Origin of the sequence: Photorhabdus noenieputensis (assembly GCF_018448935.1) — a bacterium.
Classification (GTDB): Bacteria; Pseudomonadota; Gammaproteobacteria; order Enterobacterales; family Enterobacteriaceae; genus Photorhabdus; species Photorhabdus noenieputensis.
The window spans coordinates 16,518-31,078 of the sequence record NZ_RCWC01000028.1 but is presented as its reverse complement, the minus strand read 5'-3'; the positions used below and the strand labels follow the sequence as shown (position 1 = coordinate 31,078).

The window sequence follows — 14,561 nt, the reverse complement described above, 5'->3', positions numbered from 1 at the left end:
TTTATGGTGAATGGGCTGCTAATCGATTTTAACGATAAACATACTGTTTTGACGGTATGCCAATAATCTGCCAGACTCATAATTTATACAGTTGTATAGCTGATATACCCAGTGGAGGAACCATGACGACACGTTATGACAGCGATTTTTATGGTTGGACGCAGGAGCAAGCCAGTTTGCTTCGTTCCGGTAATCTGAGTCAATTGGATAGGGAAAACCTTTCGGAGGAAATAGAAAGTATGGGAAATAGCCAAAGAAACGAGCTGGAATCTCGTCTTGAGGTACTGTTTCTTCACCTCCTAAAATGGCAATTCCAATCTGAACGGCAAGGTCGGAGCTGGAAGCTTACGATTGAAGAGCAGAGAAGGAAAATAGCCCGTCGTCTTAAGAAAAATCCCAGCTTAAAGTCAGAACTTAGCGAAATTTCCTCTGATGCTTATGGTGATGCCATTATTGCAGCGGAGAGGGAAACGAATATTAGGCGTAGTGTATTTCCTGAAACTTGTCCTTGGACGTTTGAGCAAATAATGGATGAAAACTTTTGGCCTGAATAGACTCGATAAATTTGTTTTTCCAAATGAAAGGGTAAAACCACCGGCTTTAAGCTGCAATACTGTGCTGTACCTTTATGGTGAATGGGCTGCTAATCGATTTTAACGATAAACATACTGTTTTGACGGTATGCCAATAATCTGCCAGACTCATAATTTATACAGTTGTATAGCTGATATACCCAGTGGAGGAACCATGACGACACGTTATGACAGCGATTTTTATGGTTGGACGCAGGAGCAAGCCAGTTTGCTTCGTTCCGGTGATTTGAGCCAGTTGGATACGGAAAATCTTCTTGAGGAAATTGAGGCTATGGGGCGAAGCGAGCGCAGAGAATTACGATCCCGGTTGGAAATTTTACTCGCACACTTACTGAAATGGAGATATCAGGCAGATCGCAGAGGGCGGAGTTGGGAACTGACCATTGAAGAACAGCGTGATAAAGCAATTGATTGTTTGCAAGAATCTCCTAGTTTGAAAAATAAGTTGGATGAGCATTTGGAAAAAGCTTACATCGCTGCTCGTCGATTAGCAGAAAAAGAAACGCTAATTAATCGGAATATATTCCCTGAAACTTGTCCTTGGACATTTGAGCAAATAATGGATGAAAATTTTTGGCCAGACTAGACTCGATAAATTTATTTCCTAACGCACTGATTTTGAACAGTGCGTTTTCTTGGTTGCTTAACAACGTGGTTGATTGATTTTCACTTCACAGCAAGCAGTATTAACAGAAATTATTTGCTTTTCAGTGGATACTCATTGTATCAACCAAAATTGTTCTTTTTCATTTTTTTATAACCTTTGTCGTATCAATAATTACAGAAAAATTCATTGTGATCGCTGTGGCTATACTCAAGGTAACAGTAGGAGCCAAAATAGTAACGGAAGTAAAATGCTAACAGTTTTAATTTCTTGTCGAAGAATATAATGATAAAGACAAAATATTAGCAAATTATTAATTTGATTTTTTTATATAAATTTATAAAATTTCGGTAGTGATATTGATAATTATTTCCATTTGCAGTAAATTGTATTTTCTTTAATTTATCAAAGATAATCATGGAAGTTTTCAATAAGGAAATAACTATGCCAAGTAAAGACTATGGGTTAGTTGATAAAACTGTTAACACTGATAATGGAGAGTTGTATAAATTAAGTGAATCAGGAATCTCTGCTATAAATCTTACCTATAAAGAAAATGGATTCAAGGATATAAATGGTAATATTCATGGGCTTGAAAGCTCAGTACTCTGGAATAATGGGGATACGACTAAGATAGTGGATGTGTTTTTTGCTGTGGATAAAAACATACAGATGGCGTCACTAAATTCAAATATTGACATAATAGGGATAAATAATACTTTTAGCGAGATTATATTATGAGTAATTTTTTTGTAAAAAATAAGAAATATTTTCTCTACTCACTATTCTTCTTTTCTTTTATTGTTCAGAGTTCAGATATGAACATACAAGATATCCCATCGATTGTCTTCAATCATTCAGATGATTTTTTATCAGAATTCTCTATTCCAATGCCTAAAAATGAAGATGAATATCATGCGTTAATAGAGAAAGCAAATAGTGGTAATATAGATGCAAACTGGATGTTCGCTGTAATACAACAAACAGAAGGTTATCGTCAAGAAGCCAGTAAAAGATATAAGTTATCTATATCAAGAAATGATAAATATAAGTTAAGATCTATGGTTAATTTGGGATTTATTTTAGAGGATGAAAATAGATACTCAGATGCGAGAGCACTTTTCGAATTAGCTGGAGAAAGTGGATATTTTGAAGGCTATCGCACCATCGGAACCAATTATTTAAATGGGATTGGTGTAAATCAAGATTTTAATAAGGCCAAAGAATATTTTAATAAAGGCAGCCAAATTGGATGTCATGAATGCACATTTCTTATTAATAATTGGAGTGATGTTATTAAGTTGAAAAAATCAGAATAGTGAATTTATATTTTGAGTTAATCTGTTAGTACTTAAGTGATGAGATCTTTTCAGGAATAAAAATTTGGGGAGGCGGGGTTCTTAAATATGGCGGCAGGCTCTGTTTGATGAATGAGACTTCATTAAAACAAATGATTAAATAAAAAATCAGTGCTTTGTCAACAAATTGAGCGGACAATTTGCCCGCTCTTGTCAAACTTAATACAGCCAGTCGCGTCCCATCCGGTCAGCAGCCATAATAGCGGCGTACACTTTTTCCGGCGTCACTTCAAAAGGCATGTTGTGAATGGTTTCCTCCTCGACACAACTCGCTTTCGCTACTGCCATCACTTTTTCTTTCAGTTTTTCACCATCTTTTATTCCAAGTTGATCCAGAGTAACCGGTAGTCCCATTTGTACACAGAAATCAAGGAAAGTGTCTAATTCTTCATTTGGGCTATTTTCCAGTATTAGTTGAGTTAATATCCCAAAGGCGACTTTTTCACCGTGGTACATGTGGTGGCATTCTTCTAATACGGTGAAACCATTGTGTACGGAATGCGCGGCGGCTACCCCTGTATTTTCAAAGCCCAGGCCGCTTAAGTAGGTAATAGCTTCGATGACATTTTCCACCGCAGGTGTACTGACGCCTGCTTCGACAGCCAGTTTTGCTTTATAACCCTCTTCTAACAGAGTTTCGTAACAGAGATGAGCAAGGGCTATTGCGGTGCGGGATATACCGCCATCTGTCATTCGAGGTTTATGGCCGTCCCCACAAACGCGGGCTTCGAAGTAAGCTGCCAACGCGTCGCCAATTCCGGCAATCAGAAAACGGGTTGGGGCTTTAGCGATAATGCTGGTATCGATTAAGACAATATCTGGGTTTGTGGGGAGAAACAGATAGTCTTCAAATTTGCCATCATCGCTATAAATAACAGAGAGAGCACTGGTCGGGGCATTAGTGGAAGCGATAGTGGGGGCAATCAGAACCGGTAATCTGGATTCGTAAGCGACCGCTTTTGCGGTATCTTGTACTTTGCCGCCACCGATACCGATAACGGCTTGACATTCATGTTTTTTAAGAATGTCAGACAGGCGTTTAATCTCATGTCGGCTGCATTCACCGCCAAACACTTCAAAATGGCGAGTAATTTCATACTGTTCCAGGCTGTTATGAACGGTATCTCCCACCAATTTCATCGCGGAGTTACCGATGATAACCAAAACGTGGTCGGCGATAGTTTTTGTGTATTTACCAATATGGAGCAGGGCGTCAGGTCCCTGAATGTATTTGGATGGGGATTGAATAATTTTCAACATAAGAATATTCCTTTTGTGGAAACTCAGTATCTGTCTGCCGTATAAATTTTCTTAACAAACAGCGGGCAAAATGTGATAGACCAGTAAACTGTCTCCGGATGAAAAAAGTACCTAAATTACTTAACAGACTAACACCATCTATAAAAATTAATGGCTGGTTATGGATAAATAAAGTTGTTATGCCCATTTTGTCGTGGGAAATGTGTGTTTTTTTGATCTATGCCCGGATCTCTGTACTGAACAGGCCCTTTTTTCCATTGGGACTGGCTGCGTTTAGGGAAGCTAGATTCATTAATAACCATTATGAGCCATAATGACCGCCTGACAAAGTGATCCTATTTTTTCAATTTTTTTCAATTTTTAAGCCATAGGTCTTAAATTTCTCAAGCACGATTGCTATTTCCTCTGGGCTCAGAATAGGAACTGGATTTTGGATCGCTAGGGTTTGTAAATATAGATGAGCGAGCACTTCAACTTCATGCGCGAGCCACAGTGCTTTTTGTAGATTAACCTCGCAAACAATCATCCCATGATGCTGTAATAGAATAGCTTTTCTGTTTTTAAAACCATTAAATACATAATCAGAGAGTTGTTTGGTGCCAAATGTTGCGTAAGGCACACAGGGAATTGAATCTCCTCCCGCCGCTGCAATCATGTAATGAATGGCCGGAATGGATTTATTTAAAATAGAAACCGCTGTGCAGTGAATTGCATGATTATGGACAACTGCATTGGCATCGGGTCTGGCATAATAGACTGCCTGATGAAAGCGCCATTCACTCGAAGGCATCTTATTATCCTCAGGTTGACCGTTTTCATCTACATAAACAATATGTGTTTCAGTCAATTGTTCATAAGGGATTCCTGTCGGTGTAATTAACATGCCATTATTATAACGGACACTGACATTACCCGCAGTACCTTGATTTAATCCTAATCGGGTCATTTCTAAGCATGTATTAATAATTTCACGAGATAATGTATTTCTTTTCATGATTATTTACCTTATTTAAATTCGAGGTATGCTTTTATGCTAGTCAATGAAAAATAAATAAATGAAGTTTTCTATTTGTTTTCGTTGTATTGCTTTGTTGTTTTTAAATAAATATTTAAGTTAATTTTTGTGATTAAGGTCAAATATTTTTACCACTTTTTTGATTTTTCAGATATCTATATCTGTTTTTTTATTCCGTATTTTTCATTTCTGACTCAAACGGTCATTTGTTGGTTTTATTGACCGTTTTTTCATAAAAAATATTATACGGTCATCCTCATGACCGAATTAAATAAAAAAAATATAAACGGGCATGTGTAATAGATTTATTTTAGTGATTAGGTTCACAATTTAACGGTATGAATAAATAAGTGTGATTGGGATCATTTTCTTATCTTATGGATAGCTAAAAATACGACTGATTATGGAAGACTTACAGTATCAACTGTGATAGATGAGGGTGCTATGGATAATATATCGATGCAATCAAGTGTAGCGCGGGATAATAAAAAAAACAGAGGTTATTTAATCCCTTTTACTCTTTTATGCTCTCTATTTTTCTTATGGGCTGTGGCAAATAATTTAAATGATATATTATTGCCTCAATTTCAAAAGGCTTTTGTTTTAACAAATTTCCAAGCGGGATTAATTCAATCGGCATTTTATTTTGGTTATTTTATTATTCCTATTCCTGCTGGCATATTAATGAATAAGTTAAATTATAAAGCAGGAATAATTACTGGGTTATTATTTTATGCTGTTGGCGCGGCCCTTTTTTGGCCTGCGGCAGAAGCGATGAGTTATACACTATTCTTGGTGGGGCTGTTTATTATCGCTGCTGGATTAGGGTGCTTGGAGACAGCGGCTAACCCTTTTGTCACGGTATTAGGGCCTGAAAAAACGGGACATTTTCGCATTAATCTGGCACAAACATTTAACTCGTTTGGAGCAATTATCGCGGTTATTTTTGGCCAAAGTTTAATTTTATCTGATGTCCCTCATTTACCTCAAGAAACACTTGATAAAATGACTGTTGAGCAGATTGATACCTATAATCATAGCCTCGTTTTAGCGGTACAGTCCCCTTATATAATTATCGCTGCTGCTGTTTTAGTGATTGCGTGCTTGATTTTATTTACCAAATTTCCAGTGATACAAGGTGATGCATATGATAATAACAGTTCATTCTTTGAATCTTTAGGCCGCCTGATTAAAATCAAGCATTGGCGCTGGGCAGTGTTAGCGCAATTTTGCTATGTCGGTGCGCAAACAGCTTGCTGGAGTTACCTGATTCGTTATGCTGTTGATGAAATTCCGAGTATGACCCCGGGGTATGCCGCCAATTATCTGACAGCAACAATGGTATTTTTCTTTATTGGTCGATCGACGGGTACTTGGTTAGTTAAGCGATTTGCTCCAGAAAAAGTATTATCTTGTTATGCCTTGATATCCATGATCCTTTGCATTATTTCCGCGTTCGTGGGGGGATACATCGGCTTAATTGCATTGACCGTTTGTAGCATGTTTATGTCTATTCAATACCCAACTATCTTTTCATTAGGGATTAAAGGATTAGGTCGGGACACCAAATATGGTTCTTCACTTATTGTAATGACGATTGTTGGCGGTGGCATTGTGACGCCTATTATGGGATTTGTCAGTGATGCTGTGGGCCACATTCCAACGGCTGAGCTCGTACCTGCTTTTTGTTTTGCCGTGATTTTGATTTTCGCAAAATTCCGTGCGAATGCGTTACTTGGTAATTCGTTTAATTAAGAAAGCAAGTAACAACTTTATTTGTATGAGGAAATAGTATGAATCGTATGAAAAAAAATATGAATTTACCTAAAATTGGTATTCGTCCAGTTATTGATGGCCGTCGTATGGGAGTGCGTGAATCACTCGAAGAGCAAACCCTGAATATGGCAAAAGCGACAGCTAATTTATTGACTGGACATATTTACCATGCTTGTGGCACCCCTGTTGAATGCGTTATTGCAGACACATGTATTGCAGGTCTTGCTGAATCTGCGGCTTGTGATGAAAAATTCAGTGCATTAAATATTGGCCTGACAATTACCGTCACACCGTGTTGGTGTTATGGCAGTGAAACATTAGATATGGAACCAACAAGACCAAAAGCTATTTGGGGATTTAATGGGACGGAACGCCCTGGTGCAGTCTACCTTGCGGCAGCTTTAGCCGCCCACTCGCAAAAAGGTATTCCCGCTTTTTCTATATACGGACATGATGTTCAAGATGCTGATGACACCCGTATTCCTGATGATGTCAAAGAAAAATTGCTACGATTTGCTCGTGCTGGATTAGCCGTTGCCAGTATGAAAGGAAAAACTTACCTCTCTATTGGTGGTGCATCAATGGGCATCGCAGGTTCAATTGTTGATCATAATTTTTTTGAATCCTGGCTTGGTATGAAAGTCCAATCTGTTGATATGACGGAATTACGCCGTCGTATTGATCTGCAAATATATGATGAAGAGGAACTTGAGCTAGCCTTATCTTGGGCGGATAACTATTTCCGATATGGTGAAGATCTGAATGCTAAACAATATCACCGTTCACCAGAAAGCCGTCGCCAAGTTCTTCGCGAAAGTTTACTCATGGCTATTTGCATTCGCGACATGATGCAGGGAAACCTAAAACTGAAAGAAAAAGGGTATGGAGAAGAAGCCCTCGGCTATGATGCTATTGTTGCGGGTTTCCAAGGGCAACGTCATTGGACAGATCAATATCCCAATGGCGATACTGCGGAAGCGATTTTGAATAGTTCATTCGACTGGAACGGCATTCGTCAACCATTTACGGTTGCAACAGAGAATGACAGTCTAAATGGCGTTGCGATGTTATTTGGTCAGATGCTAACAGGGACAGCACAAATTTTTGCTGATGTTCGAACTTTCTGGTCTCCAGAATCTGTCGAGCGTGTTACGGGCAAAAAACTCACGGGACAGGCTGAAAATGGCGTGATCCATCTGATTAATTCAGGTTCTGCAACACTGGATGGGACCTGTTGCCAAAAAGACGTTCAAGGCCGTCCTACGATGAAACCTCATTGGGAAATTACCGCAGAGGAAGTGGATGCTTGTCTGGCTGCAACGCAATGGTACCCGGCGCTCCATGAATATTTCAGAGGTGGTGGTTTTTCCTCCAAATTCTTAACCAAAGGCAGTGTTCCTTTCACCTTGAGTCGTGTCAATATTATTAAAGGTCTTGGCCCCGTCCTGCAAATCGCTGAGGGTTGGAGTGCGGAATTGCCTAAAGATATTCATGACGTTCTGGATAAACGGACAAATGAAACCTGGCCAACAACTTGGTTTGTTCCGCGTTTAACCGGTAAAGGTGTCTTTAAGGATGTATATTCCGTTATGGCGAATTGGGGTGCTAATCATGGTGTGCTTTCTATTGGTCATGTTGGCGCTGATTTCATTACATTAGCTTCTATGCTCAGAATACCAGTTTGTATGCATAACGTAGATGAGCAAGCCATTTATCGTCCTTCTGCATGGAATGCGCACGGTATGGATCTGGAAGGTTCAGATTACCGAGCCTGCCAAAACTATGGTCCTCTCTATAAGAAATAGTGACTGCTGGCGGTGCAATATGAATTGTATCGCCTCTGTTCCATAACAGGAGAGCGTATGATTCGAGATGTCGTTTTAGTTTTGGATTGCGGGGCCACGAATGTGCGTGCTATTGCGGTTGACTCTCAGGGGAATGTGGTTGCAAAGGAGTCAACACCGAATACTAGTGAGCCTGATAAAGCCAATCCTCACTGGCACATATGGTCACTGGATGCCATTTTAGAACGGTTGGCAGGCTGTTGTCGTATGGTTATCCCCCAATTATCAAGTTATAAGATATGTGCAATAACAGTGACGACTTTTGGTGTTGACGGAACACTGGTCGATGCAAAAGGAGAGCTGCTTTATCCAATGATTAGTTGGAAATGTCCACGAACAACCTCTATTGTTGAGAATATTGAGCGTTATTTCTCCGCTGAGAAATTACAAACGATATCCGGTGTCGGGCAATTTAATTTTAATACGCTTTATAAATTAATCTGGTTAAAGGAAAATCATCCTTATCTTTACGATAAAGCCCATGCATGGCTATTTATCTCTTCTTTAATCAATTATCGATTAACCGGCGTGATGTCAACTGATAGAACGATGGCCGGGACCAGTCAGTTGCTAAATATTCATGATGAGCAGTTTAGTAGGGAAATTTTAGAGGCAATTTCTCTTTCAGAGAGTTTATTTCCTGAACTTGTTTCTGTCGGAGAACCAATTGGCACTTTAACGCTGGAGGCAGCCAAAAAATTGAACTTACCTTCCGGAGTTCCGGTTATTTCCTCTGGACATGATACGCAATTTGCCTTATTTGGTTCAGGCGCGGGTTTGAATCAACCCGTCTTATCTTCCGGTACTTGGGAAATTCTGATGGTACGTACTCCTCATGTGAATACCCATATTTTACCTCATTATGTTGGCTCTACATGTGAATTGGACGCAAGAACAGGGATCTTTAATCCAGGATTGCAATGGCTGGCTTCTGGAGTACTTGAGTGGATCAGACAGCTTTTCTGGCAAGGTATTCCCCCTTCGGAGGCTTATCTGCAAATGATCCATGAAGCTTTATCTGTTCCTCCCGGCGCTAATAACTTAAGGATGAATTGTCGTTTGTTAACTTCCGGGGCAGGATGGTGTGGAATAACGTTGAATACTGAACGACGTCATTTTTATCGTTCTGCATTAGAAACGTTGGGATATCAATTAAAACAAAACTTATCTCTGTTAGAAAAAATAAGCGGATTTCATGCTAAAGAGTTGATATTAGTGGGAGGTGGTAGCCGAAATTATCTTTGGAATCAAATAAAAGCAGATATTTTAAACCTGCCCATAAAAGTACTTAATGAAGCGGAGACGACGGTATTAGGCGCTTCTTTCTTTGCCTGGTTTGGTGTCGGTTGCTATGAATCGTCTGAAAAAGCGCGTGAACAATTTTCCTATCGCTATGAACTTTATACACCTGGCGAGCATCAAGAAGCTTATCATTCATTAGCTAAAAGTTTTATACAAGAATAGATAATCTTCTGTTAAAGACGATTTTCCTATCTATTTCTTCTCACCGTTTCCTTTTAACATGCTGGCTAAGGTAGGAAATAGTAACGCTTTTGCTATCATCGTCACAGAGAAAACGACTAAATATGAAAATATATTGCTAAAGATGGCGTGATTTTTTAATGCTGATATTGGGCTGAAAAATCCTATTTTGCCCCAGTATAAAAGGGATTCCTTTATGAGAAATGAACGTCATCAAAAAATCATGGATCTTCTTCATCACCATGAATCATTAACAACCACTGAGCTTTCCGTCGTTTTACACGTGAGTAAAGAAACAATACGCCGAGATCTGCGATTTCTTCAACAGCATGGTTGTCTTCTTCGTTTGCATGGAAGAGCGAAAAGTTTAAACAGGGAAACACAGGATAATGGTGATTCTTTTAACATGCGGGTTAAGAGCCATTTTTCGAGTAAATCGCTTATTGCTCAACGAGCTGTAACTTGGATAAGCGAAGGAATGATAATCGCACTTGATGCAAGTTCAACATGTTGGTATCTGGCAAAGCAACTTCCTGATATTAATATTACTATTTTTACCAATAGCATTCGTATTTGTCATCAATTATCAAAGAAAAAAAATATTCAATTAATCAGTTCAGGGGGAGTTTTACATCGTAAGTATGCTTGTTATATTAATTCATCACTTATTGCACAATTAAAAAATTTAGAGATTGATCTATTTATTTTTTCCTGTGACGGCATTGATGCAAATGGCGATTTATGGGATTCGAATGTTGATAATGCACAATTTAAAGAAATTCTTATAAAACGATCATTACAATCAATTTTGCTAATTGATAAGAGTAAAATTAACCGAAAAAGCGAAATTAAAATAGAAAATTGCAGTAATATCACTGATGTAATATCGAATGATTAGAGACGGGTGGAAGGCTAATTACCTTGCCAATCTCTCAATCAGGCGATCTGATTAAGAGACAGTTATCGGTTGGGTGTATAAAAATCAGCGAACTTGGATATGGGTACTGCTGGTTTGATAGTTAAAGAAGTACTTGAGAATTAGGCTCAACAAAATGCCGTAAGCGGGTAGGAAAAAGAGTAAGCAGATTAATAATTTAAAGCAGTAATCGACTAGCCCAATCTCGATCCAGTTAGCGGCCATGAAAGCATCGGTACTGCGATAGAAAGCGATAGAGAAAAAAGCAAGGGTATCAAGTAAGTTGCCGAAGAACATCGCCGCTGCGGGAGCTACCCACCAATTACGTTTCTGACGCAGACGATTGAAGACATATACATCCAGTATCTGCCCGAGGAAGTAAGCCATAAAGCTGGCGCAGGCAATGCGGGCAACAAAGAGGTTGAATTCAAGCAGCGCGGTAAACTCTTGCCACTCTCCTTGGAAAAATAGGGCAGAAATCATATAAGAGATCAGCAATGCGGGGAGCATAACGGTGGTAATGATTCGCCTTGCCAGTGGTGCGCCGTAGATACGAACCGTCAAATCTGTTGCAAGAAAAATAAATGGAAAAGTAAAGGCTCCCCAGGTGGTATGAAAACCGAAAATAGAGACGGGTAGTTGCACCAGATAATTACTGGAAATAATAATCAGAATGTGAAATAGCGAAAGCCAAATTAAAGCGGTAGCACGCTGTTGGGTAATCGTATTTGATAAAAACATATTGTACCTTTTTGGAAAATGGGGTGAGGGAACCCAATGAAAGCTCTGCCGTTTTAACTGACGGTGCCTCACATGATACGTCGGTTGTGCACGAATTCAAAATGCTTGTATGTAAAATTAATTTTTGCTGGCTTTTTTTATAATATAATTCGGTCTAATAGACTGACTGAAATTGTAGAGATAAGTTATGCCCGATGTGTTTACTCATCCAGACCAGACCCTTGATACACAGGGGCTGCGCTGTCCTGAACCGGTCATGATGGTGCGGAAAACTGTGCGTCATATGGAAGCAGGACAGATGTTATTAATTCTTGCTGATGATCCGGCAACTACGCGTGATATTCCCAGCTTCTGCCGTTTTATGGAGCATCAACTGATTGCGCAAGAAACGGAACAAATGCCTTATCGCTATCTGGTTCGGAAAAAAGAGAGTCAACTCTGAATATAACAACTAAGTTGAGAAATGAACGGTTGTGCTTTTTACCATGCCTTCGAACGTCGATGGGTTTTCACCACTGAATGCATCTATAGCATAGGATATGAGCCGGAAATAAGACTCATATCCTTTAATTAGCTAGGCAATTTTCGTTATTTCAGCTTAATCCTCAATAACCTTACCGCGTTTGCCGTCACCAGAGCGGTTGCGCCAGAATCCGCCAGTACTGCCATCCACAAGCCTGTAATACCCAATAGGCTAGTGATAAGGAAGATCCCTTTTAGCCCCAAGGCAATAGCAATGTTTTGGCGGATGTTATTGTGCGTTGCGCGAGACAGGGTGATGATTTCTGACAAACCAGTCAGACGGTTGTGAGTCAATGCTGCATCTGCGGTTTCCAGAGCGACATCGGTACCACTTCCCATCGCTACACCGATACTGGAAGCTTTCATTGCGGGGGCGTCATTGATGCCGTCACCGACCATCATGGTGCTGTGATCTTTATTCAATGCAATGACCGCTTTGACTTTATCTTCCGGCATTAACCCGGCACGGAAATCTATTCCTAACCGACCCGCAATTGCCGTTGCTGCACGTGGGTTATCTCCCGTCAACATCACTGATTTAATACCTTGATCTTTCAGTAAACGGATAGCATCAATTGCATCTTGACGTAACGTATCTTGCATCGCGATAAGGCCAGTAAATTGTTCATCATGCATCACGGCAACAACGGTTTTACCGCCATCTTCTAACTGAACAATTTTGTGTTTCCAATGCTCGGATAACGTGTTTGCAGGCAGTTTTCCGGGTGCACTGACGAGAATACGCTTACCGTCTAACTGACCTTCAACACCAACCCCCGCCAGCGCTTTACGCTGTTCAGCTTCGGTAATATTAACGTTTTTACTTTCTGCATATTGCAAAATGGCTTTAGCCAGTGGGTGGTGGGAGCCGCTTTCTACTGCGGAAGCTAAAGTTAGTAGCTGAGATTCGCTGATATTTTCTGTTGGTTGTATATCTGTGACTTGTGGTTTACCGGCGGTCAGCGTACCAGTTTTATCAAAAGCGATTGTGGTGATGAGTCCCAGTTGCTCCAGCGCCGCCCCACCTTTAATCAAGGCACCTCGGCGGGTTGCTGCGGCAAGGGCAGAGGTAATTGCGGCGGGTGTGGAAATCACCAAAGCACAAGGGCAACCGATCAGTAGTAAAGTAAGACCACGGTAGATCCATGTTTCCCAAGGTTGGCTGAATACAGTCGGTGGAATGATGATAACCAACGTAGAGAACAGCATAATCAGCGGAGTGTAAATCCGGCTAAAGCGGTCAATGAAACGCTCAATCGGTGCGCGGCGTTCTTCGGCTTCTTCAATCAGTTGCAGAATACGGTCAATGGCGTTGTTGCCCTGTTCGGACAGCACTTTCATTTGGACTGCACGATCCACGGACAAACAACCGGCCGGAACTTTTTCTCCCTGCATTCGTTCCACCGGAATAGATTCGCCTGTCAGAGCACTTTCATCAAAGCTAGCGAATGAATTGAGTAATTCGGCGTCAGTGGGCAAACGTCCGCCAGGAGCAATCTCGATGATATCGCCAGGGCGAAGGTCTGAAACTGGGACAGTTCTTTTCTCACCATTTTTTACCAGCAAAGCCTCTTCCGGCACCAATGCCATCAATGAGCTAACCCCTCGACGAGCACGACCGGCAGCATAAGCTTCCAGCATTTCACCAAGCATAAACAACAGTAGCACCATTGCCGCTTCAGCGGTGGCATCAATAAACAGTGCGCCGATGGCGGCAACACTCATCAGTGTTTCAATGGCGAATGGCGTACCTGATCGTATGAGTTGCCAAGCCTTGGTGACAATAGGCACCAATCCAATCACGGTGGTGATAATAAAGGCAATACGGCCAAATGAGGGATTGATGTGAGAGATTCCCCAACTTATCAACATCATCAATGAAAGAGTGATGATCGGGGCAAATTCTTTCCAGCGGCTACTTTTTGCTGCTTTCTGATTTGAATCGGAATTGCGTAGGGCAAATCCAGCCTGATTAACGGCTTGAATAACCGCTGAACGTATATCTGTATCCGCATCCACAACCAGTTTTTCTGTTGCAAATAGAACCTTGGCTTGTTTCACTTCTGGAATTTTGCTGACTGCGGTTTCAATTTTGCGGGCACAGCTAGGACAATCCATACCATTAACCACCCAACTGAAACGCTGGCTTGCCAAAAGCTCAGGTGCTTGTGTCTCTTGTGTATCATGGGAATGGTGATGCTTATGTGAGCAAGCCTTACCATGTTCATGATTATGTAAATGCTCACTAACTTGTTTAGCCTGATCTGAGCAAGTGGTAGTCGTGCAGCAGTTTCCATGCTGGTGGTTATGTTGATGAGCACTATTTTTGTTTGCATTTGAGTACATGGACTCCCCCTGAACAGAGTTAACTCAAAGATAATGGTTAAACTCTACACTTTGGAGCCTACTCCAGAGTCAAATAAAAAAGAAAAAATAAGTTGGTAAATTGT

The 14,561-nt window shown here is 40.5% G+C and carries 13 protein-coding genes; 9 read left to right on the top strand and 4 right to left on the bottom strand.

The window, feature by feature from the left end:
- Positions 1-122 precede the first annotated feature (122 nt).
- The 4 genes from EAE91_RS16900 to EAE91_RS16885 all read left to right on the top strand — a co-directional run bounded on the left by EAE91_RS16900 (position 123) and on the right by EAE91_RS16885 (position 2,516).
- Complete coding sequence (locus EAE91_RS16900) at positions 123-554, top strand: DUF29 domain-containing protein (RefSeq protein WP_214089504.1); 432 nt, start codon at positions 123-125, stop codon at positions 552-554.
- 193 nt (positions 555-747) lie between these two features.
- Positions 748-1,179, top strand: coding sequence for a DUF29 domain-containing protein (locus EAE91_RS16895; RefSeq protein WP_036776046.1), 432 nt, complete (start codon positions 748-750; stop codon positions 1,177-1,179).
- A gap of 462 nt (positions 1,180-1,641) precedes the next feature.
- Complete coding sequence (locus EAE91_RS16890) at positions 1,642-1,938, top strand: hypothetical protein (protein WP_244868892.1); 297 nt, start codon at positions 1,642-1,644, stop codon at positions 1,936-1,938.
- Between the two features lie 77 nt (positions 1,939-2,015).
- On the top strand, positions 2,016-2,516 hold the full coding sequence (locus EAE91_RS16885; protein ID WP_244868891.1) for a tetratricopeptide repeat protein: 501 nt from the start codon (positions 2,016-2,018) through the stop codon (positions 2,514-2,516).
- 198 nt (positions 2,517-2,714) lie between these two features.
- Here the strand turns inward: EAE91_RS16885 and EAE91_RS16880 are convergent, their stop codons facing one another.
- Both EAE91_RS16880 and fucA read right to left on the bottom strand, forming a co-directional pair.
- Entirely contained in the window at positions 2,715-3,815 is a 1,101-nt protein-coding gene (locus tag EAE91_RS16880; protein ID WP_214089502.1) for a glycerol dehydrogenase, read from the bottom strand.
- A 343-nt stretch (positions 3,816-4,158) separates the two neighbouring features.
- The gene (fucA, locus tag EAE91_RS16875) at positions 4,159-4,809 is read right to left on the bottom strand and encodes an L-fuculose-phosphate aldolase (RefSeq protein WP_214089501.1); all 651 of its coding nucleotides are present in this window, start codon (positions 4,807-4,809) and stop codon (positions 4,159-4,161) included.
- A gap of 465 nt (positions 4,810-5,274) precedes the next feature.
- Here fucA and fucP point away from each other — a divergent pair, with 465 nt between their 5' ends.
- From fucP to fucR, 4 genes are all read left to right on the top strand, one after another.
- A complete protein-coding gene (gene fucP / locus EAE91_RS16870; protein ID WP_214089500.1) occupies positions 5,275-6,585 on the top strand; it encodes an L-fucose:H+ symporter permease in 1,311 nt (436 codons plus the stop codon).
- Positions 6,586-6,632: 47 nt separating this feature from the next.
- Entirely contained in the window at positions 6,633-8,411 is a 1,779-nt protein-coding gene (gene fucI, locus EAE91_RS16865) for an L-fucose isomerase (RefSeq protein ID WP_214089538.1), read from the top strand.
- 57 nt (positions 8,412-8,468) lie between these two features.
- Positions 8,469-9,914, top strand: coding sequence for an L-fuculokinase (gene fucK, locus EAE91_RS16860; protein WP_214089499.1), 1,446 nt, complete (start codon positions 8,469-8,471; stop codon positions 9,912-9,914).
- A gap of 214 nt (positions 9,915-10,128) precedes the next feature.
- Positions 10,129-10,830 (top strand): L-fucose operon activator, encoded by a 702-nt coding sequence (gene fucR, locus EAE91_RS16855; RefSeq protein WP_214089498.1) that lies wholly within the window; start codon positions 10,129-10,131, stop codon positions 10,828-10,830.
- Between the two features lie 84 nt (positions 10,831-10,914).
- Here the strand turns inward: fucR and EAE91_RS16850 are convergent, their stop codons facing one another.
- Positions 10,915-11,589, bottom strand: coding sequence for a 7-cyano-7-deazaguanine/7-aminomethyl-7-deazaguanine transporter (locus EAE91_RS16850; protein WP_214089497.1), 675 nt, complete (start codon positions 11,587-11,589; stop codon positions 10,915-10,917).
- Positions 11,590-11,776: 187 nt separating this feature from the next.
- On the opposite strand from EAE91_RS16850, the gene tusA reads away from it, so the two are divergent.
- The gene (tusA, locus tag EAE91_RS16845; RefSeq protein WP_214089496.1) at positions 11,777-12,031 is read left to right on the top strand and encodes a sulfurtransferase TusA; all 255 of its coding nucleotides are present in this window, start codon (positions 11,777-11,779) and stop codon (positions 12,029-12,031) included.
- Between the two features lie 146 nt (positions 12,032-12,177).
- Here the strand turns inward: tusA and EAE91_RS16840 are convergent, their stop codons facing one another.
- Entirely contained in the window at positions 12,178-14,457 is a 2,280-nt protein-coding gene (locus tag EAE91_RS16840; RefSeq protein ID WP_214089495.1) for a zinc/cadmium/mercury/lead-transporting ATPase, read from the bottom strand.
- Positions 14,458-14,561 lie beyond the last annotated feature (104 nt).